At 67.8% G+C, this 19,759-nt stretch carries 19 protein-coding genes; 15 read left to right on the forward strand and 4 right to left on the reverse strand.

Annotation, left to right across the window (positions count from 1 at the left end; all coding sequences use genetic code 11):
• Positions 1-24 precede the first annotated feature (24 nt).
• The 3 genes from AC1RLW_RS17890 (at position 25) to AC1RLW_RS17900 (ending at position 3,251) form a co-directional block, all read left to right on the forward strand.
• The gene (locus AC1RLW_RS17890) at positions 25-762 is read left to right on the forward strand and encodes an aspartate/glutamate racemase family protein (protein ID WP_493194265.1); all 738 of its coding nucleotides are present in this window, start codon (positions 25-27) and stop codon (positions 760-762) included.
• A gap of 14 nt (positions 763-776) precedes the next feature.
• Positions 777-1,538 carry a GntR family transcriptional regulator gene (locus tag AC1RLW_RS17895; protein ID WP_493194266.1) on the forward strand — a complete coding sequence of 254 codons (762 nt, stop codon included), beginning with the start codon at positions 777-779 and terminating at the stop codon, positions 1,536-1,538.
• Between the two features lie 222 nt (positions 1,539-1,760).
• Positions 1,761-3,251, forward strand: coding sequence for a nucleobase:cation symporter-2 family protein (locus AC1RLW_RS17900; protein ID WP_095946737.1), 1,491 nt, complete (start codon positions 1,761-1,763; stop codon positions 3,249-3,251).
• 17 nt (positions 3,252-3,268) lie between these two features.
• On the opposite strand, the gene AC1RLW_RS17905 is transcribed toward AC1RLW_RS17900, so the two are convergent.
• Complete coding sequence (locus tag AC1RLW_RS17905) at positions 3,269-4,126, reverse strand: aldo/keto reductase (protein WP_493194267.1); 858 nt, start codon at positions 4,124-4,126, stop codon at positions 3,269-3,271.
• 273 nt (positions 4,127-4,399) lie between these two features.
• On the opposite strand from AC1RLW_RS17905, the gene AC1RLW_RS17910 reads away from it, so the two are divergent.
• The 9 genes from AC1RLW_RS17910 to AC1RLW_RS17950 all read left to right on the forward strand — a co-directional run bounded on the left by AC1RLW_RS17910 (position 4,400) and on the right by AC1RLW_RS17950 (position 14,668).
• Positions 4,400-5,491 (forward strand): tartrate dehydrogenase, encoded by a 1,092-nt coding sequence (locus tag AC1RLW_RS17910; protein WP_070061680.1) that lies wholly within the window; start codon positions 4,400-4,402, stop codon positions 5,489-5,491.
• A gap of 182 nt (positions 5,492-5,673) precedes the next feature.
• Positions 5,674-6,624 (forward strand): ABC transporter permease, encoded by a 951-nt coding sequence (locus AC1RLW_RS17915; RefSeq protein ID WP_493194270.1) that lies wholly within the window; start codon positions 5,674-5,676, stop codon positions 6,622-6,624.
• Positions 6,621-7,505: an ABC transporter permease gene (locus AC1RLW_RS17920; RefSeq protein ID WP_369644307.1), complete on the forward strand. Its 885-nt coding sequence runs from the start codon at positions 6,621-6,623 to the stop codon at positions 7,503-7,505. The genes AC1RLW_RS17915 and AC1RLW_RS17920 overlap by 4 nt, the downstream gene beginning before the upstream one ends.
• A gap of 6 nt (positions 7,506-7,511) precedes the next feature.
• Positions 7,512-8,504: an ABC transporter ATP-binding protein gene (locus tag AC1RLW_RS17925; protein ID WP_493194273.1), complete on the forward strand. Its 993-nt coding sequence runs from the start codon at positions 7,512-7,514 to the stop codon at positions 8,502-8,504.
• Entirely contained in the window at positions 8,501-9,328 is an 828-nt protein-coding gene (locus AC1RLW_RS17930; RefSeq protein ID WP_493194274.1) for an ATP-binding cassette domain-containing protein, read from the forward strand. Before AC1RLW_RS17925 ends, AC1RLW_RS17930 begins: the two co-directional genes overlap by 4 nt.
• A 52-nt stretch (positions 9,329-9,380) precedes the next feature.
• Positions 9,381-10,874 (forward strand): ABC transporter substrate-binding protein, encoded by a 1,494-nt coding sequence (locus AC1RLW_RS17935; protein WP_493194276.1) that lies wholly within the window; start codon positions 9,381-9,383, stop codon positions 10,872-10,874.
• Between the two features lie 7 nt (positions 10,875-10,881).
• Complete coding sequence (locus tag AC1RLW_RS17940; RefSeq protein WP_493194277.1) at positions 10,882-12,282, forward strand: amidase; 1,401 nt, start codon at positions 10,882-10,884, stop codon at positions 12,280-12,282.
• A 36-nt stretch (positions 12,283-12,318) separates the two neighbouring features.
• Complete coding sequence (locus AC1RLW_RS17945; RefSeq protein WP_493194278.1) at positions 12,319-13,767, forward strand: aldehyde dehydrogenase family protein; 1,449 nt, start codon at positions 12,319-12,321, stop codon at positions 13,765-13,767.
• A gap of 4 nt (positions 13,768-13,771) precedes the next feature.
• Positions 13,772-14,668, forward strand: coding sequence for an NAD(P)-dependent oxidoreductase (locus AC1RLW_RS17950; protein WP_493194280.1), 897 nt, complete (start codon positions 13,772-13,774; stop codon positions 14,666-14,668).
• Positions 14,669-14,856: 188 nt separating this feature from the next.
• Here the strand turns inward: AC1RLW_RS17950 and pyrF are convergent, their stop codons facing one another.
• Genes pyrF through AC1RLW_RS17965 form a run of 3 tightly spaced genes read right to left on the reverse strand, consistent with a single transcriptional unit; the run spans position 14,857 to position 16,509 of the window.
• On the reverse strand, positions 14,857-15,561 hold the full coding sequence (gene pyrF / locus AC1RLW_RS17955; protein WP_493194281.1) for an orotidine-5'-phosphate decarboxylase: 705 nt from the start codon (positions 15,559-15,561) through the stop codon (positions 14,857-14,859).
• A 41-nt stretch (positions 15,562-15,602) separates the two neighbouring features.
• A complete protein-coding gene (locus AC1RLW_RS17960; protein ID WP_492729014.1) occupies positions 15,603-15,929 on the reverse strand; it encodes an EthD family reductase in 327 nt (108 codons plus the stop codon).
• Positions 15,930-15,966: 37 nt separating this feature from the next.
• Entirely contained in the window at positions 15,967-16,509 is a 543-nt protein-coding gene (locus AC1RLW_RS17965; RefSeq protein ID WP_493194282.1) for a carboxymuconolactone decarboxylase family protein, read from the reverse strand.
• 115 nt (positions 16,510-16,624) lie between these two features.
• Between AC1RLW_RS17965 and AC1RLW_RS17970 the strand changes: the two genes are divergently transcribed.
• The 3 genes from AC1RLW_RS17970 (at position 16,625) to AC1RLW_RS17980 (ending at position 19,752) form a co-directional block, all read left to right on the forward strand.
• On the forward strand, positions 16,625-16,891 hold the full coding sequence (locus tag AC1RLW_RS17970; protein WP_206167852.1) for a winged helix-turn-helix transcriptional regulator: 267 nt from the start codon (positions 16,625-16,627) through the stop codon (positions 16,889-16,891).
• A 140-nt stretch (positions 16,892-17,031) separates the two neighbouring features.
• Complete coding sequence (locus AC1RLW_RS17975) at positions 17,032-17,478, forward strand: hypothetical protein (protein ID WP_493194284.1); 447 nt, start codon at positions 17,032-17,034, stop codon at positions 17,476-17,478.
• A gap of 144 nt (positions 17,479-17,622) precedes the next feature.
• Entirely contained in the window at positions 17,623-19,752 is a 2,130-nt protein-coding gene (locus tag AC1RLW_RS17980; protein ID WP_493194285.1) for a tripartite tricarboxylate transporter substrate-binding protein, read from the forward strand.
• Positions 19,753-19,759: the final 7 nt, after the last annotated feature.

Here is a 19,759-nt window from a genome sequence, read left to right on the forward strand (position 1 = left end):
ATAGAAAAGAGAAGGGACCGCGCCGTGCGCATCAAGATCATCAACCCCAACACCACCTGGAGCATGACCGAGAAGATCGGTGCCTGCGCCCGCGCGGTGGCGCACGCCGGCACCGAGATCGTGGCCGTGAGCCCGGCCATGGGGCCGGTCTCCATCGAGAGCCACTACGACGAGGCGCTGGCCGTGCCGGGGTTGCTGCAGGAGATCGCCGCGGGCGAGCGCGACGGCATCGACGGCTACGTGATCGCCTGCTTCGGCGATCCGGGCCTGAAGGCGGCGCGCGAGCTGGCGCGCGGCCCGGTGGTGGGCATCGCCGAGGCCGCGATGCACCTGGCCAGCATGATCGGCAGCCGCTTCAGCGTGGTGACCACGCTGGGGCGCACCATGGGCCAGGCTTGGCACCTGGCCGAGATCTACGGCATGGAGCGCTTCTGTGCCAACGTGCGCGCCTGCGAGCTGCCGGTGCTCGAACTGGAAGAGCAGGGCTCCAACGCCCGCGAGCGCATCGTCGACGAATGCCGGCGCGCGCTCGAAGAAGACGGTGCCGACTGCATCGTGCTCGGCTGCGCCGGCATGACCGACCTGTGCGCGCACATCGAGCAGGTGCTCGGCGTGCCGGTGATCGACGGCGTGGCCGCGGGCACCAAGCTCATCGAATCGCTGGTGGCCCTGAAGCTGCGCACCAGCAAGCGCGGCGAGCTGGCAAGGCCTTTGCCCAAGCCCATGATCGGCGCGCTCGAGGCCTTCACGCTCACGCGCTGAGCCACAATCGACGGATGCCCCGCGCCAGTTCCAAACCCCCCGTCCCTTCCGCCGCCCCCGTTGCCGCACCGGCCGAGAACGGCGCGGCGCCGGCCGACAAGAACAGTTCCATCGAAAGCATCGCCAACGACATCGCCACCGCGATCGTCGAGAAGCGCCTGCCGCCGGGCACCTGGCTGCGCGAAGAGGCGCTGGGCCGCGTCTACTCGGTGAGCCGCACCAAGGTGCGCGCGGCGCTCCTGATGCTGTCGAAGGACAAGCTCATCGAGATGATTCCCGACAAGGGCGCCTTCGTCTGCCAGCCCACGGTGGACGAGGCGCGCGAGGTGTTCGCGGTGCGCCGCATCCTGGAGCGCGAGGTGGTGCGCCTGTTCATCGCCAATGCGCGGCCACGTGACTATCAGACGCTCGAGCAGCACATCAAGTTCGAACGCACCGCGCTGCGCCAGAGCACCACCATGGGCACGGTGCGCGAGAAATTGCTGGGCGACTTTCATGTGGCGCTGGCCGAAGCCACCGGCAACCACACGCTGGCCGAGATGGTGCGCGAACTGGTGGCGCGCAGCTCGCTGATCGCGATGCTCTACCACTCGTCGAACGACCCGCACTGCTCGTCCGACGAGCACTCCGACTTCCTGCGCCTGTGCCGCAAGGGCGACGTGGAAGCGGCCGTGACCTGCATGATCGAGCACCTCGAACGCATCGAGGCCAGCCTCGAACTGGGCACCGAGAAGCCCGACCGCCAGCTCGACCTGGTGAAGGCGCTGCTGGCCTGAACCCGCGTCGCTGACGCACCCCACTCCCAACACCTGAGCGCCGGCCGAACCGCCGGATGCCCCGGCGCGCGCCTCCTACAGCGCTTCTTCGCCGGATTCGGGTTTACCTGAATCCGGATTGCCGCATAAATTGTATACAGTTTCGCGTACACAACTGGTGTGCGCGACGGCTCTGCGACGCGCATCACTGCTCCGTTCCCCTCGCCGCGCCAGGAGACAACGATGACGGCAGATTCCCTTTCCAGCAATGTCCATCCCGTGGACCAGCGCCTGCCTTCGGGCAAGCTCGCGGCCCTCGGCCTGCAGCACGTGCTCGTGATGTATGCGGGCGCCGTCGCGGTGCCGCTCATCGTGGGCCGTGCGCTCAAGCTCTCGCCCGACGAGGTCGCGCTGCTGATCTCGGCCGACCTGTTCTGCTGCGGCATCGCCACGCTGATCCAGGCGCTGGGCGCCACGCAGTGGTTCGGCATCAAGCTGCCCGTGATGATGGGCGTGACCTTCGCCTCGGTGGCGCCCATGGTCGCCATCGCCAACGCCAACCCCGGGCAGAACGGGGCGCAGTTGCTGTTCGGTGCCATCATCGGCGCGGGGGTGATATCGATACTGATCGCGCCATTGGTGAGCCGCATGCTGCGGTTCTTCCCGCCCGTGGTGACGGGCACGATCATCGCGGTCATCGGCATCAGCCTGATGCGCGTGGGCATCAACTGGATCTTCGGCAACCCCGTGGGCCCGACGGCGCCCGCGCTGGTCGACCCGGTGTACGCCAAGTGGCTGGCCGAGGTCACCTCGCCGGGCAGCTCGATTCCTGCGGTGCCCAAGGGCTTCGCGATCATGCCCACCGTGCCCAACCCCAAGTACGCCGACCTGTCGGGCTTCGGCGTGGCCGCGCTGGTGCTGGTGTCGATCCTCCTGATCGTGAAGTACGCCAAGGGCTTCATCGCCAACATCTCAGTGCTGCTGGGCATCGTGATCGGCGCGGTGGTGGCCTCGCTCACCGGCCTCATGACCTACGAAAAAGTCGGCAAGGCCGCCTGGGTCGACGTCGTGCTGCCCTTCCACTTCGGCATGCCGCTGTTCGACCCGATCCTGATCCTCACGATGACGCTCATCATGATCGTCGTGATGATCGAATCGACCGGCATGTTCCTCGCGCTCGGCGAAATGACCGACCGCAAGATCAGCCAGCAGGACCTGGCCAAGGGCCTGCGCACCGACGGCCTGGGCACGCTCATCGGCGGCATCTTCAACACCTTCCCGTACACCAGCTTCTCGCAGAACGTGGGCCTGGTGGCCGTCACCGGCATCAAGAGCCGCTACGTGTGCGTGGCCGGCGGCGTGATCCTGATCGTGCTGGGCCTGCTGCCGAAGATGGCCGCGCTGGTCGAGTCGCTGCCCACCGTGGTGCTCGGCGGTGCCGGCCTCGTGATGTTCGGCATGGTGGCCGCCACCGGCATCCGCATCCTGTCGGGCGTGGACTTCAAGACCAACCGCCACAACGCCATGATCGTCGCCGTGTCGATCGGCGTCGGCATGATTCCGCTGATCGCCCCCAACTTCAAGCAGTGGATGCCGCACTCGATCCACTCGCTGATCGAGTCGGGCATCCTGCTGGCGTCGATCACGGCCGTGCTGCTGAACCTGTTCCTCAACGGTGCGAAGCACGACGAAGAGGCGGTGATCGCGGCGGCCAAGCACGCCGACGCGCACTGAGCCGAACCGTGCGCTGACTAGATCATCGCCAACGGCGTCTTGCGCTTAGGCACCGGATAGATCCGGTCCAGCGCCGCCAGGGTCGTCGCATCGAGCTGCAGCTCGGCGGCGGCCCTGTTTTCTTTCAGGTGCGCGCTGCGCACCGCCTTCGGAATCGCCGCCACGCCCGGGCGCGCGATGACCGCGGCCAGCGCCAGTTGCGCGGCGCTCACGCCGTGTTCGGCCGCCAGCCGGCCCAGCGCCTCGTCGCCTGCCAGCGCGCCTTGGTCGATCGGGCTGTAAGCCATCAGCGGCATGCCGCGTTCGCGCTGCCAGGGCAGCAGGTCGAACTCGGGGCCGCGCTCGCCGAGCGACAGGTACACCTGGTTGGCCGCGCAGGCCGGGCCCTGGCCGATGAGCTCCGCCAGCTCCTGCATGTCGTCGGTGTCGAAGTTGCTCACGCCCCAGTGGGTGATGCGGCCGGCCGCGACCAGTTCGTGCATCGCCTCGACCGTGTGCGCCAGCGGGTGGTTGCCACGCCAGTGCAGCAGGTACAGGTCAATGCGCTCCAGCCCCAGCCGCGCCAGGCTGCGCTCGCAAGCCTGCCCCGTGCCGCGGCGGCTCGCGTTGTGCGGGTAGACCTTGCTGACGATGAAGAGCGCGTCGCGCTGCACATCGCCCGCGCGCAGCGCCTCGGCCACGGCCTGGCCGACCACGGTCTCGGCGCCGCCTTCGCCGTACATCTCGGCCGTGTCGATCAGGCGGTAGCCCAGGCCGATGGCCTCGCGCACCGCGGCCACCTCGGCCGCGCGGCGGGTGGCGTCCTCGCCCATGCGCCAGGTGCCGAGACCAAGAACCGGCATCTCGCCGCCGGTGGGGAGTGGAAGTGTTCGCATGGGCACGATGGTACGCAGGCCCTCGCGGCGGGTGCCCGGGTGCGGGCTTTCCGCCCCCGGCGCCTTCTAATTTTTCGAAGCTCAAGTCAGTTCGATGACCATCAATTGCTTATCTTCCGCCGTGTTCTGGCGTTTTTGCCTTCGCTTTTTGTCAATGCCCGGTGGGTGCCAACCCCCATCGCGCGCGCCCCACCCGCTCCTAGAATTTTTTGACGGCCCGGTGTCACAAGCGTCGGCGCTCTTATCGAAACGGTTCAGGAACAGGTTGAGTCAATGCAGCAGAAGCAAAAGCACAGGATTGCCGTCATTCCCGGAGACGGCATCGGCGTCGAAGTCATGCCCGAGGGCCTTCGCGTGCTCGACGCGGTCAGTCGGCGCTTCGGCATCGATTTCGCGTACGACCATTTCGACTGGGGCTCCGACCACTACGTGCGCACCGGCCTGATGATGCCGGCCGACTGGGCCGACAAGATCCAGGGCCACGACGCCATCTACTTCGGCGCCGTGGGCGATCCTGCCAAGGTGCCCGACCACATCGCCGTGTGGGGCCTGCTCATCAAGATCCGCCGCGACTTCGACCAGTACGTCAACCTGCGCCCCGTGCGCCTGATGCCCGGCGTGCCCGGCCCGCTGGCGCACCGCAAGCCCGGCGACATCGACTTTCTCGTCGTGCGCGAGAACACCGAAGGCGAATACACCTCGGTCGGCGGGCGCCTGTTCGAAGGCACGCCGCGCGAGATGGCGATCCAGGAAGCCGTGTTCACCCGCGTGGGCGTCGACCGCATCATCGACTACGCGTTCCAGCTCGCCAACCGCCGCAAGCGCAAGAACCTGGTGGCCGCCACCAAGTCGAACGGCATCTCGATCACCATGCCCTACTGGGACGAGCGCCTGGCCGAGATCGCCACGCGCTACCCCGACGTGGCCACGAGCAAGTACCACATCGACATCCTGTGCGCGCACTTCGTGCAGCACCCCGACTGGTTCGACGTGGTCGTGGCGTCCAACCTGTTCGGCGACATCCTCTCCGACCTGGGCCCGGCCTGCACCGGCACCATCGGCATCGCGCCCAGCGCCAACCTGAACCCCGAACGCAAGTTCCCGTCGCTGTTCGAACCCGTGCACGGCTCAGCGCCCGACATCGCGGGCAAGGGCATCGCCAACCCCATCGGCCAGATCTGGTCGGCCGCGCTCATGCTCGACCACCTGGGCGACAACGACCCCGTGTACGCACAGGCCTCGGCCGCCGTGCTCTCGGCGATCGAGACCGTGCTCAGCGAAGGCCCGCGCACGCGCGACATGGGCGGCACCGCCAACACGGTGGACGTGGGCCGCGCGATTGCCGAGTGCATCGCTTCGGCATGACGCCTCCCGGCCTTCCTTGTCGCGTTGGAAAAAACGCGCTGCGTCCCGGTGCCCAGGGCACTGGGTGCTTCCCGCAGCGAAATAAAGGAGGAGCCCGAAGGGCGGGGGACATTCGCGGAGGGAAGTACCCGGTGGCCTGGGCACACGCCCTGAACAGCGACAAACAACGGAGCCACTGAACCATGGGCCTGTTCCTGCTCAAGCGCACCTTGACGCTCATCGGCACGCTGATCGGCGCGTCCGTCATCGTGTTCCTGGTGCTCGAAATTCTCCCGGGCAATGCCGCGCAGATGCTCATGGGCCCCGACGCCTCGCCCGATGCCGTCGCCGCCCTGGCCACCAAGCTCGGCCTGGACCAACCCGCCTGGACCCGCTACTGGCACTGGATCGGCGGCCTGCTCACCGGCAACCTCGGCGACAGCTACGCCTACAGCTCGCCCGTCATCGACCTGATCCTCGAGCGCCTGGCCCTCACCGTGCCGCTGGCCGTGATGGCGATGAGCCTGACCGTCGTGATCGCATTGCTCGTCGGTGTGACCGCCGCCGCGCGCCACAACAAGCTCGGCGACGTCGGCCTCATGGGCATGGCCCAGGTCGGCATCGCCATCCCCAACTTCTGGTTCGCCATCCTGCTGATCCTCGTGTTCTCGGTGCAGCTGCAGTGGTTCTCCGCGGGCGGCTTCGAGGGCTGGGGTGAAGGCATCTTCGCGGGATTGAAATCGCTGCTGCTACCGGCGCTCTCGCTTGCGGTGGTGCAGGCCGCGATCCTCGCGCGCATCACGCGCTCGGCCGTGCTCGAGGTGATGCGCGAAGACTTCGTGCGCACGGCGCGCGCCAAGGGCGTGTCGCAGCGCATGGTGCTGTGGACCCACGTGCTGCGCAACGCGATGATCCCCGTCATCACGGTGATGGGCATGCAGTTCTCCGAACTGCTGGCCGGCACCATCGTGGTGGAGAACGTGTTCTACCTGCCCGGGCTGGGGCGCCTGATCTTCCAGGCCATCAGCAACCGCGACCTGATCGTGGTGCGCAACTGCGTGATGCTGCTCGCGGCCATGGTGGTCATCGTGAACTTCGTGGTCGACGTGCTCTATGCCGTGATCGACCCGCGCATCAAGGCGAGCGACGTATGAGCGCCATCCTCTCCCCTTCCGTGCCCGCATCCGCCGCGCCCCTCGCGCCCGGCTTCTGGCGCCGCGCGGTCAAGCACCGCAGCTTCGTCATCGGCGGCGTGTTCGCGCTGCTGCTGTTGCTGGCGGCCTTGCTCTCCTTCGTCTGGACGCCGTGGTCGCCCTACGCGATGGACATGGCGAACAAGATGCAGGGCCCTTCGGCCACGCACTGGCTCGGCACCGACGCGTTCGGTCGTGACGTGGCCTCGCTGCTGCTCGTGGGTGCGCGCGCCTCCATCCTCGTGGGCGTGATTGCCGTCGGCATCGGCCTCGTCGTCGGCACCGCGCTGGGCCTGCTCGCTGCAGCAAGACGCGGCTGGGTCGAGGAAGCGGTGATGCGCCTGTCGGACTTCACGCTCGCCTTCCCCGCGATCCTGTCGGCCATCATGATGACCGCCGTGTTCGGCGCCGGCATCGTCAACGCGATCATCGCGATCGGCATCTACAACATTCCGACCTTCGCGCGCATCACGCGCGCCTCGGCCAACGCCATCTGGTCGCGCGAGTACGTGGCCGCCGCACGCGCCTGCGGCAAGGGCAGCTTCGCGATCACGATGCAGCACGTGCTGCCCAACATCTCGGCCGTGCTGATCGTGCAGATCACCATCCGCTTCGCCATCGCGATCCTGGCCGAAGCCGCCCTCTCCTACCTCGGCCTCGGCACGCAGCCACCGCAACCGTCGTGGGGCCGCATGCTCAGCGAAGCCCAGACCCTCATGTTCCAGCAACCGCTGCTGGCCGTCTTCCCCGGCATGGCCATCGCCTTCGCGGTGCTCGGCCTGAACCTGCTGGGCGATGGTCTGCGCGACCTGCTCGATCCGCGCCTGGCCCGCGCAAGGTAGACCGCCATGCCCCTCCTCGAAGTCAACGACCTCCACATCGGCCTGCAGACCCAGCGCGGCCCGGCCGAAGCCGTGCGCGGCATTTCCTTCTCGCTGGAGCGCGGCGAAACGCTGGGCATCGTCGGCGAATCAGGCTGCGGCAAGTCGATCACCGTGATGTCGCTCATGGGCCTGCTGCCCTCCACCGCCAAGGTCACGGGCAGCATCAAGCTCGACGGCCAGGAACTCGTGGGCCTGCCCGAAAAGCAGATGTGCCAGCTGCGCGGCAACCGCATCGGCATGATCTTCCAGGAACCGATGACGGCGCTGAACCCCGTGCACACCATCGCGCGCCAGGTCGGCGAACCGCTGATGCTGCACCGCGGCCTCACCAAGGCGCAGGCGCGCAAGGAAGCGCTCGACCTGCTCGACCGCGTCGGCATTCCCGATGCCGCCTCGCGCCTCGACGCCTACCCGCACCAGTTCTCCGGCGGGCAACGCCAGCGCATCGGCATCGCGATGGCGCTGGCCTGCGGACCTGACCTGCTGATCGCCGACGAGCCCACCACCGCGCTCGACGTGACGATCCAGAAGCAGGTGCTCGACCTGATCCAGGGCCTGGTCGCCGAAATGGGCATGGCGCTGATCCTCATCTCGCACGACCTCGGCGTGATCGCCAGCAGCGTGCAGCGCATGCTCGTGATGTACGGCGGCAGCGCCGTGGAAAGCGGCCCGACCGAGACGGTCTTTGCCGACCGTGCCCACCCCTACACGCGCGGCCTGTTCGCCGCGCGCCCCGCGCTCGGCGCCGTGCGCGCGGGCCGGCTGCCCACCATCCGCGGCAGCGTGCCCGAGCTGGTCGACATTCCGCGCGGCTGCGGCTTCGCGGGCCGCTGCGACTTCACGACCGACGCCTGCCACACCACGAAACCGCCGGTGGCGCGCCAACCCAACGGCCATGCGGTGAGCTGCCTGCACCTCGACGCCGTCGCCGTGCACGCCACGCTGGCCGCCGCATGAGCACCCCGATGACTTCGACGTCTTCCTCTTCGACCCCGCTGCTGCAGGTGACCGACCTCGTACGGCATTACGCCTTGCCGCGCGAAAAGCTCTTCGGCCCGCCGCCCACCGTGAAGGCGCTCAACGGCGTGAGCTTCGAGGTGCAGGCCGGCAAGAGCGTGGGCATCGTCGGCGAATCGGGTTCGGGCAAGTCGACCATCGCGCGCCTCGTGATGGCACTGGACACACCGACCTCGGGCAGCGTCGCGCTCGAAGGCCGCAACCTGCATACGCTCTCGAAGGCTGAGCTGCGCACCGCGCGGCGCGACTTCCAGATGGTCTTTCAAGATCCGTACGGCTCGCTCGATCCGCGCCAGACCGTCGCGCGCATCGTCGCCGAACCGCTCGAAGCGCTGGCCGAAACGCGCCGCGCCGAGCAGCGCGAACGCGCCGCCGAAGCGCTCGCGGCCGTCGGCCTGCGCACCACCGACCTCGACAAGTACCCGCACGAGTTCTCCGGCGGCCAGCGTCAGCGCATCGCCATCGCACGCGCGCTCATCACGCGCCCCAAGCTCATCGTCGCCGACGAACCCGTGAGCGCACTCGATGTGTCGGTGCAGGCCCAGGTGCTCAACCTCATGCAGGACCTGCAGCAGCAGTTCGGCATCAGCTACCTGCTCATCAGCCACGACCTCGCCGTGGTGAACCACCTGTGCGACGAGGTGTGCGTGGTGTTCAAGGGCCAGATCGTGGAACGCGGCCAGCCCGCCGAACTTTTTGCCCACGCGCAACACCCATACACACGCACCTTGCTGTCGGCCGTGCTGCACACGCCATCGCGGTAGGCCCGAACGGGTCGAACCGGCAGCCTCTTTTTTCTTCCAGGAGAACCCCCGAATGTTGAAGCGACGCACCCTCATGGGCACCGCCATCGCCGCCGCGATCCCCGGCGCCTTCCCGCTGTTCGCGCAGGCCCAGACCGGCAAGAACATGCTGACCATCGGCATGCCACTGGAACCGCCGGGCCTGGACCCGACGATCGCCGCCGCCTCGGCCATCGCCGAGATCGCGCACTACAACATCTTCGAAACGCTGACCAAGATCAACGCCGACGGCAGCGTGACGCCGCTGCTGGCCGAAAGCTGGACCGTGTCGCCCGACCTGAAGACCCATACCTTCAAGCTGCGCAAGGGCGTGAAGTTCGAGAACGGCGAGGCCTTCGATGCGGCCGCCGTCAAGTTCAGCTTCGAGCGCGCGGCCGGCGAGAAGAGCACCAACAAGGACAAGCGCTTCTTCAGCGAGATCAGCCTGAAGACGCCCGACGCCGACACGGTGGTCATCACCACCGCGCAGCCCAACCCCGACCTGCTCTTCATGCTCGGCCAGGCCACCGCCTGCATCGTCGAGCCCAAGAGCGCCGACACCAACGCCACCAAGCCCGTGGGCACCGGCCCCTACAAGCTCGACAGCTGGCAGCGCGGCTCGGCCTGTTCGCTGGTGAAGTCGCCGACGTACCGCAACCCGGCGCTGGCCAAGGTCAACAAGTTCGTCTTCAAGTTCATGTCCGACTCGGCCGCGCAGACCGCGGCGCTGATGGCGGGCGACATCGACATCTTCCCGCGCGCCGGCACGCGCAGCGTGGGCCAGTTCCGCGCCAACCCGCGCTTCCGCGTGCTCGAAGTGGGCACGCGCAGCAAGGTGATCCTGGCGATCAACAACAAGCGCAAGCCGCTGGACGACGTGCGCGTGCGCCGCGCCATCCTGGCCGCCGTGGACCGTAACGTGGTGATCCAGGGCGCGGCCGACGGCTTCGGCAAGGCCATCGGCAGCCACTACCCGATCGGTGCGCCGGGCTATGTCGACACCACCGGCATCAACCCCTTCGACATCGCCAAGGCGAAGAAGCTGCTGGCCGACGCGGGCGTGAAGACGCCGCTGGAACTGCGCATGACGCTGCCGCCGCCTTCGTACGCACGCCAGGGCGGCGAGGTGATCGCGGCCCAGCTCGCGGCCATCGGCATCAACGTGAAGATCCAGAACGTCGAGTGGGCCCAGTGGCTCAGCGGCACCTTCGGCGGCGGGCACGACTTCGACCTGAGCATCGTGGCGCACGTGGAGCCCTTCGACCTCGTGAAGTACACCGAGCCCGACTACTACTGGGGCTACGACTCGAAGAAGTTCCGCGACCTGTACGCCTCGGTGCAGAGCGAGCCCGACGAGAAGAAGCGCAACGCGCTGCTCGGCGAGGCGCAGAAGATGCTCGCGAACGATGCCGTCAACGGCTTCCTGTTCCAGGCCGTGTTCCCCACGGTTGCGCGCAAGGAAGTGAAGGGCCTGTGGCCGAACATGCCGATCGTCGCGAACGACCTGGCTGCGATCTCGTGGGGTTGATGCGGCCATGACGAAACCTCTTTACGCCCTGAGCGTGCAGGAACTGCACGCCGCCTACGCCACCAAGGAACTCTCGCCGGTCGAGGTGACCCGCGCGGTCAATGAACGCATCGCGGCCTGCGAGCCGCAGCTGCGCGCCACCTGGCTGTTCCGCCCCGAAGCCGCGCTCGAACAGGCGCGCGCTTCCGAGGCACGCTGGCTCGCCGGCGCGCCGCGCGGCACGCTCGACGGCGTGCCCGTGACCATCAAGGAAAACCTCGCGACCGAGGGCGACCCGATGCCGCTGGGCACCGCCGCCTACGAACTCGTGCCGGTGACCTACGACTCGCCCCCCGCCGCGCGCCTGAAGGCCGACGGCACGGTGATGGTCGCCAAGACCACGATGCCTGATCTGGGCATGCTGTCATCGGGCCTGTCGAGCTTTCACGACCTCTCGCGCAACCCGTGGGACACCTCGCGCACGCCGGGCGGTTCCAGCGCGGGCGCCGGTGCGGCTGCTGCGGCTGGCTATGGCCCGCTGCATGTGGGCACCGACATCGGCGGCTCGCTGCGCCTGCCGGCGAGCTGGTGCGGCATCTTCACGCTCAAGCCCAGCTTCGGCCGCATTCCGCTGAGCTCACCCTACATGGGCCGCTGCGCCGGCCCGATGACGCGCACCGTGGCCGACGCGGCGCTGATGATGGCCTCGGTCGCGCAGCCCGACGACCGCGACTATTCCGAACTGCCGCCGCCCGTGATCGACTGGAACGCCTTCGAGGTCGATCCGTCGTTCCTCAAGGGCAAGCGCGTGGCGCTGCACATGGACGCAGGCTGCGGCCTGCCGCTCGATCCGCAGATCGCGCAGGCCGTGCGCGATGCCGCCAAACGCATCGAGGCGGCCGGCGCGCACGTCGAGGAAATCCCGGCCTTCATGACGCCGCAGATGCTGCAGGGCATGGACCACTTCTGGCGCATGCGCTCGTGCCTGGACATGCAGGCCATGAGCGCCGAACAGCGCGCGAAGATCCTGCCGTACATCCGCGAATGGGCCGAAAGCGCGGCCGGCTTCTCGGGCGCGCACGTCTTCGACGGCTACAGCCAGTTCGTCGCCACGCGCGCGGCCACGGTCGCCGCCACCAAGGCCTACGACTTCGTGATCTCGCCGGTGTCGCCGAACATGCCCGCGCCCGCGGACCATGCCTCGCCCACCAACGACCCGATGCGGCCGCTGGAGCACATCGGCTTCACGGTGCCCTACAACATGTCGGAGCAGCCGGCCGCGTCGGTCAACTGCGGCTACTCGACCGAAGGCCTGCCCATCGGCCTGCAGGTGGCCGGCCGCCGCTTCGACGACCTGGGCGTGCTGCAGTTCAGCCGCGCCTTCGAGCAGATTCGCGGCGCACAGAAACCCTGGCCTGAGCTGGCCTGAATTGATCTGACCCGCCACACGGAGACACACCTTCTCATGACCGCCACCCACTACATCGACGGCCGCCGCGTGGCGTCCGAAGGCAACGCCACCATCGACGTGATCGACCCGAGCGACGGCCAGAAATTCGGCGCCATCGCACGCGGCGCCGCCGCCGACATCGACGCCGCCGTGCGCGCCGCGCGCCAGGCCATGGGCGAGCACTTCGACGGCCCCTGGGGCGCCACCACGGCGCTGGAGCGCGGCCGGCTGCTCGCCAAGCTCGGCGCCGCCGTGATGCAGCACCACGAAGAGCTGGCCCAGCTCGAGGCGCGCGACACCGGCAAGGCGCTGCGCGTGGCGCGCAACGACGCGACCGCGCTGGCGCGCTACTTCGAGTACTACGCCGGTGCCTGCGACAAGCTGCACGGCGACACCCTGCCCTACGAGCGCGGCTACACCGTGCTCACGGTGCGCATTCCGCACGGCGTGACGGGCCACATCATTCCCTGGAACTACCCGATGCAGATCGCGGGCCGCAGCGTGGGCGCCTCGCTCGCCGCGGGCAACGCCTGCGTGGTCAAGCCGGCGGAAGACGCGAGCCTGTCGCTGCTGCGCCTGGCCGAGATCGCGACCGAGGTCGGCTTTCCGGCCGGTGCGCTCAACGTGGTCACGGGCTACGGCAAGGAAGCCGGCGCCGCGCTGTGCGCACACCCGGGCATCGACCACATCTCGTTCACCGGCTCGACCATGACCGGGCGCAGCGTGGGCCTGGCCGCGGCCGAGCGCCACTGCCCGGTGACGCTGGAGCTGGGCGGCAAGTCGCCGCAGATCGTGTTCGCCGACGCCGACCTCGACGCGGCCGAGCCTGTGCTGCTCAACGCCATCATCCAGAACGCCGGCCAGACCTGCTCGGCGGGCAGCCGCGTGCTGGTGGAGCAGTCGATCTATGAAGAAGTCGTGCAGCGCCTCGCCAAGCGCTTCACGGCCGTGCGCGCGGGCACGCCCGCCGAAGACCTGGACATGGGCCCGCTCATCAACGAGAAGCAGTTCCGCCAGGTGCGCGACATGGTCGCGACCGCCGAGGCCAGCGGCATGAAAGTGGCGGCGCGCGGCACCGTGTCGCCGCAGGCACCGTCCACCGGCTACTACCAGGAAGCCGTGCTGTTCCGCGATGTGCCGCATGACAGCGACCTGGCCCAGCGCGAAGTCTTCGGCCCGGTGCTGGCCGTGATGCCCTTTGCCGACGAGGCCGAGGCGGTGCGCCTGGCCAACGGCACGGACTTCGGCCTGGTGGCCGGCGTGTGGACGCGCGACGGCGCGCGCCAGCTGCGCATGGCGCACAAGCTGCATTGCGGCCAGGTGTTCGTGAACAATTACGGGGCGGCGGGTGGTGTAGAACTGCCCTTCGGCGGCGTGAAGTCGAGTGGCTTCGGCCGCGAGAAGGGCTTCGAGGCCCTGCTCGGCTTCACGACCCTCAAGACCATCGCCATCAAGCACGGATGAATTCATGACCACCACTGAACAGCAACCACAAACCTCGCGCAAAGTCGGCCTCGTCGGCGTCGGCCTGATGGGCCACGGCATCGCCAGCAACATCGTCAAGCATGGCCACCAGCTCACCGTGTTGGAGCACGCGGGCAACCAGCCGATCGACGACCTGCTGAAGGCCGGCGCCACCTCGGTCAAAGACGTGGCCACGCTGGCCGCGCAGGTCGATGTGCTGATCCTGTGCGTGACCGGCACGCCGCAGGTCGAGGCCGTGATGCTGGGCGACAACGGCGCGCTGAGCACGCTGCGCCCCGGCACCGTGGTCATCGACTGCTCCACCGCCGTGCCCGCCTCCACCGCCAAGGTCGCGCAGGCCGTGCACGCCAAGGGCGGTCGCTTCCTCGACACGCCGATGACCCGCACCGCCAAGGAGGCCGCCGAAGGCCGGCTGAACCTGCTGGTGGGTGGCGACGCCGAGGTGCTGGCCTCGTGCCTGCCGCTGCTGCGCTGCTTCGCCGAGAACGTCACGCACGTCGGCGATGTGGGCGCGGGCCATGCGATGAAGCTGCTGCACAACTTCGTGTCGCTGGGCACTGTGGCGCTGCTGTGCGAGGCCGCGGCCTGCGCGCAACGCGCCGGCGTGAAGCCCGAGGTGTTCGTGGACGTGCTCGCCAAGGGCGGCGGCAACGGCGTGGCGCTGGAACGCCTCAAGCCCAAGCTGCTGACGGGCAGCACCGATTCGCTGAAGTTCTCGATGGCGAATGCGAAGAAGGACCTGGGGTATTACAACGACATGGCGGAACAGTCGTCTTCGAGCCATGGCATCGCGCAGGCTGTGGATGCCTTGCTGGCGCACGGGGTCGAGGTCTTCGGGCCGGATCGCATGGTGCTGGATCTGGTCGAAGCGCTGCGCTGAAACTCTTCAGGGCGCGTGCACAGGCCACCGGGTACTTCCCTCCGCGAATGTCCCCCGGGCTTCGCCCTCCTCCTTGATTTCGCTGCGGGAAGCACCCGGTGTCCTGCGCACGATGGGCGTGGCTGTGGTGCTGGCCGTTCAGGCGCTGCGGCGAAGTGCCAGCCCCAACCCGCCTGACCGCGCCAGTGTTATTGGATGGCGCAAGCCAGTTCAGCGCGCACGGCGGCGAACACGGCTGCAGGATCTGGGGCACGCGATATCGGGCGGCCGATGACCACGTGCGTCGCGCCAGCCCCGATGGCCTGCGAGGGCGTCGCAGCCCGCGCGTGGTCATTCTTTTCATCGCCTGGGAGCTGCGTGCCTGGCGTCACGATCAGGGCATCGGGCGGCAGGATCTCGCGAAGCAGCCTCACCTCCAACGGCGACGAAACAACGCCATGGCAACCGGCTGCGGCGGCCAGACGGCCCAGCCGTGCGACCTGCTCTGGAACCGTCGAGGCGACGCCCACCTCTTTCAGATCCTGGTCACTCATGCTGGTGATGACGGTGAGCGCAAGCACCTTCAGTTGAGGGAACGGGCTCGCGGCCTCGACGGCCGAACGAAGCACGGCGGAACCGCCTGAGGCATGCACAGTCACCATCGACGCACCCAGATGTCCGGCTGCGGTGACCGAACCCGCCACCGAGCTGGGGATTTCCAGCAGCTTGAGGTCGAGGAAAACGCTCTTCCCCGCCTCTGCGAGCTCGCGGACGACCGAAGGTCCCGCCGCGGTCAGCAGCTGCAGGCCGACCTTGTAGTGCGTGGTCGCTGCGCCCAGCTGCTTCACGAGGTCCGCCGCCAATGCGGCGGCTGGGAAGTCGAGCGACACGATGATGCGGCTGTCCGTACTCATTGGCTTGTTCTCCATGCCGACGCCCCGTGCTCCGAGGGAACTCAGGCCTCCGAACGCTCCACGACCACCTCGCTGATCTGCACCATGGGTTGAATGTCCGTGTAGTTGGCGATGTCGCCCCGGATCTCCTCCTGGTGCTGGGCAGAGGCTGCCCGGTACGCGTCGACGGAAGTGCAGACGAAGTCGCACTTGGCGATGTACGCAGGGTCGGTGCCCACACCACGCCCCGAGATGCCCTTGTCCACCATGTAGTACAGGCACGCAGCGCCGAGCAGTCGTTTCATCATGGGCATGTGCCTCTCGCGGTAGTACGCGTGATCGAACCGCGCGCCTGCGGCGTAGGGGTACATGACACTGACCTTGATCATCGAGATTTCTCCTGGGGTTGCACGCTGGTTGACAGCCTCAAGCGGGGAATCGCGCGCCCGACGCTTCCAGAGGCAGGCGCAGCCCGTTCGTGAGGTAGCTGACGGTGCGATAGAAGCCCGCCAGCATCAGCAGTTCGATGATGGCTTCTTCGCTGAAGTACGTTCGCAACGCGTCCCACAGTCCATCGTCGATGTCGGCGTGCGCGTGCAAGGAGTCGCACAGGCGCAGAAGCACCTGGTCCTCGGCCGACCAGCAGGCATCGTTCGCCGAAGCCGTGACACTCGCCTGAACCTGCTCTGGCGTCAGGCCGGCGAGCCTCGAGAAGACCGCGACGTGGACGCCCCATTCGTATTCGGATTTGCACAATGCCGTTGTGCGGTGAATCACGACCTCGCGCTGTCGGATGCTCAGGTGGCCTTTGTCCAGCAACCCGCCGGCAAAGAACTTCTGAAACAGACGCGGGTCGCGTGCCAAGGTCGTGAACAGCCGCAAGGGGGGCTGTCCCTTCATCACCCTGTCGAGTGACCTGGAAATGTCCTCACCGAATGGTGGCGTTGCTGGCTCGATGCGTGCGGGCATGCAGACTCCTGATTCAAGGGCCACGCCATCGTAGGTCCGTTGCTGTATAAAGTAAAGCATGACGACACCTCGCATCGGCCACCCAGTTCGCGGCTCCACCACCGGCCGCCCCCTCATGGTCGCGCTGGACCTGCTGGGCCGGCGCACGGCGCTGCGCGTGCTCTGGGAACTTCGGGAGGGCTCGCTGACCTTCAGGGCCCTGCAGGACGCGTGCGAGACGAACACCCGGTTGCTCAACACGCGGCTCACTGAACTGAGGGAAGTCGATCTGGTCGAACATGCCGAGGGTGGCTATCGACTGACGGACGAAGGGCGGCGGCTTTCGAAGGCGCTGAAGCCGTTGTCAGCCTGGGCGGACCAGTGGGGGCGCGGAAAGCGATGAGAAGCGGAGCATCCGCGGCGAATGGCTCCGCCTATGATCAGAAACGTTTTTGTGGAGGAGCCTGTGACCGGCATGTTCGCGCTGCCCAGCCTGTCTCGCAGCTCGTGCGGGATGCATCGCGTCAATGCCTTGGAAAACCTATGAGAAAAATCTTTCCTCTCTGCGCCCTCGTGTTGCTGTCCGCCCTCTCGGGTCAGGCCCTCGCAGGTGCCAATACCGCACGACTGAAGTGCACCGGAAGTCACGCGGGGCAGGCACTCACCTTGGTGGGTGATGTTCCCGCCTCCATCGTGGAGGTCGATCTGAAGCTCTCCTATGGCGGGCAAACCATGCGCCTGGCTTCACCCCAGGCGGAAACCTCCGAGTCCACTGATTTCCGCCATGGCGTCTTCAGGTTGGAGGCTGCGCTGTCCGGTTCGAACAAGCTCCAGCTTCAAGCCAAGCCCAAGAGCATCAAGTACAAAGGCAGCATGGGTGCCGGCAAACTCAACGCCAGCTTTGGCGCCATCCTCAAGAATGCGCCCGAGCCCTTTCAATCCGCGCTGAAAGGGGCCGAGCTCACTTGCATCTATGCATACGAAGTTTGAGCGTGGGCCCACAAATCGTTCAAGCAGGCAAACAGCCGCCGCGCGTTCAACCGCGAGCGCCTCGGCGAACCGCGATGCCTGCGATGGAATGGCCTCCATCTGCGGCCACGACCCGAGGCTGAACCCTTGTTTCTTGCTCGCCCGATGAAGCGGCTGCGTCTCTTTGCCGCCCTGCTGTGGCTCGGCATCGCCCTCGGTCCGGCCCGCGCAGCGCCACCAACCTACCAGGCGCTGTACGCCAACCCGGAACGCGCGTTGCCGATGCAGCCGACCTGGCAACTGCAGCCAGTGGATGCACAGGCGCCACCGTGGGAAGACATCTTCACCTTCACCATCGGCATCGCCCCCAACCTGATCGAACGGGCGCGTTGGCTGAGCCTGAATCCGGGCAAGCACAGCGAGCGCGCCCCCGCGTTGTTCGACGCCCTCGACGGGCGCGTGCTTTTCCTTTCGCCGACGGCGCGCAGCTTCTGCGACGGCCGCTGGCAAGTCGTGCGGCAGGAATACATCTCCGTCAATCCCGCACTGCAGCCGCTGCACCGGGTGTGGCTGGTGGAGCGAAAGCCCGGCGGCGGACTGCGCACCACCACGGCCAACGGGCGCATCGATGCGCAAGGCCAGTGGGCCGTTCCGCCCGTGAGTTGCGATGGCAAGGACACGATCTCCGCCGACTCCCCCGCCGCCCTCTCTTACCTGATGCCCGAAGGATCCAGGCCCATGCCTTCCGAGCTGCAGGTGGACACGGTGTTCGCACAGCCCGGCCTGCGCGATGCACGGGGACAGTGGCGCCCCCCCGCCCCGCCGCGGGACATCACCACTGCACGGTGGATGGACTACAAGCGGCAGATGGTGACGCCTGGCTCCACCGGCTCGGGCCTGATCGACGCGCGAGGACGCATGGTGATCCCGTTCATCTTCGGCGAGCGGCCCGATGCCACAGCCCAGCGGCGCATCCAGCTGTGCACCGCCGCCGGGCTGGATCTGCAGCGCAACGCCGGCACGCCGCAGGTGTGTCGCTGGCAACGACTGCATGGCAGCAGCAATGCCGGCGCCGCGCTGCGGCCGGTCAAGGACGCGGTCACCGGCCGATGGGGCTACCAGAACGCGCGGGGCCAATGGGCGATCGCGCCGCAGTTCGAATCGGCGCGCCGGTTCCGTCATGGCTACGCCGTCGTCTCGGGTGCGTTCCCGGAGGACTGGCGGCCGCCCGGGTGGCAGGACGAACGGCCGATCATCCGGCAGTTCCACCGCGTGGGCCGCCATTGGGTGGTCGACGCCCTGGTGCGCAACGCGTCCACGGGCGGCGCGTGGGAATTACGCTATGGCCTGATGAACGATGCAGGGCAATGGCTTGCCGCCGTGCCGCAGCCCGCGCTGCACGTCACCGTGCTGGTTCCGCCCGGTGGCCGCAGCGGCCACTATGCCGAGATGCTGGCCAGCCACTTGCCCACCCTGCTGGGACGCAGCGTGCAGGTCGATCACGTGCCGACAGCCACCGAGGCCGACTATCGCCGGCTGATGACGGAGGGCGGCAACGAGAAGGTCTTGCTCGCGGCGTTGCGGCTGCCGCGCGGAGGCATCGAGGGCGTGCACCAGGCCGCGCCGATCGATGCGCTGATGCATTCCCTTCGCCCCGTCACGCTGCTGGCATCGGAGCCTCTGGTGCTGGCCATCGACAGCACGAAGGCCGACACGCTGGGCATCCGCAGCACGGACGACCTGCTGGCCTACGCACGGGCCCACCCGGGCAGCCTGCGCATCGGCACGGGCGACGACGGCTGGACGGGCCACCTCGCCTTCGGCCAGTTCCGCGCAGCGAGCGGCGTCGACGTGCAGCGCGTGGTCTTCAAGGGCATGTACCCCGACTCGGACGTCATTACCAAGGCGCATGCGGTGGACCTGCTGTTCGCGCCCGTGAACGGCGTGGCGGTCGCCGTGCGGCGCGGCCAGTTGCGTGTGCTGGGCACCACTGCCGACCCGGCGCACCCGCAAAGCTTCGAAGGTGTGCCATGGCCGACGCTGGGCTCGAGCGCGCCCTTGAGCGGCTACACGACCTACGACCACTTCAGCCTCTGGGCACCCGCGAATTCGGAGGCCGCGTCCAATCGCACCCTGCAGGAAGCCGTGGCCCAGGTGCTTGCCAAGCCCGAGGTGCGCAAGCAGCTGCAGGACCTTCGCGTGGTCGGCGGCGGCGGTTCGCCGGAGCGCCTGCTGGCGCTGGAAGACGAAGAGCGCGAACGCTGGATGCGTGCGCTTTCATCACCGGCGCGTTGAGGGCGTT

This window comes from Variovorax sp. GW822-FHT04A09, assembly GCF_058801005.1.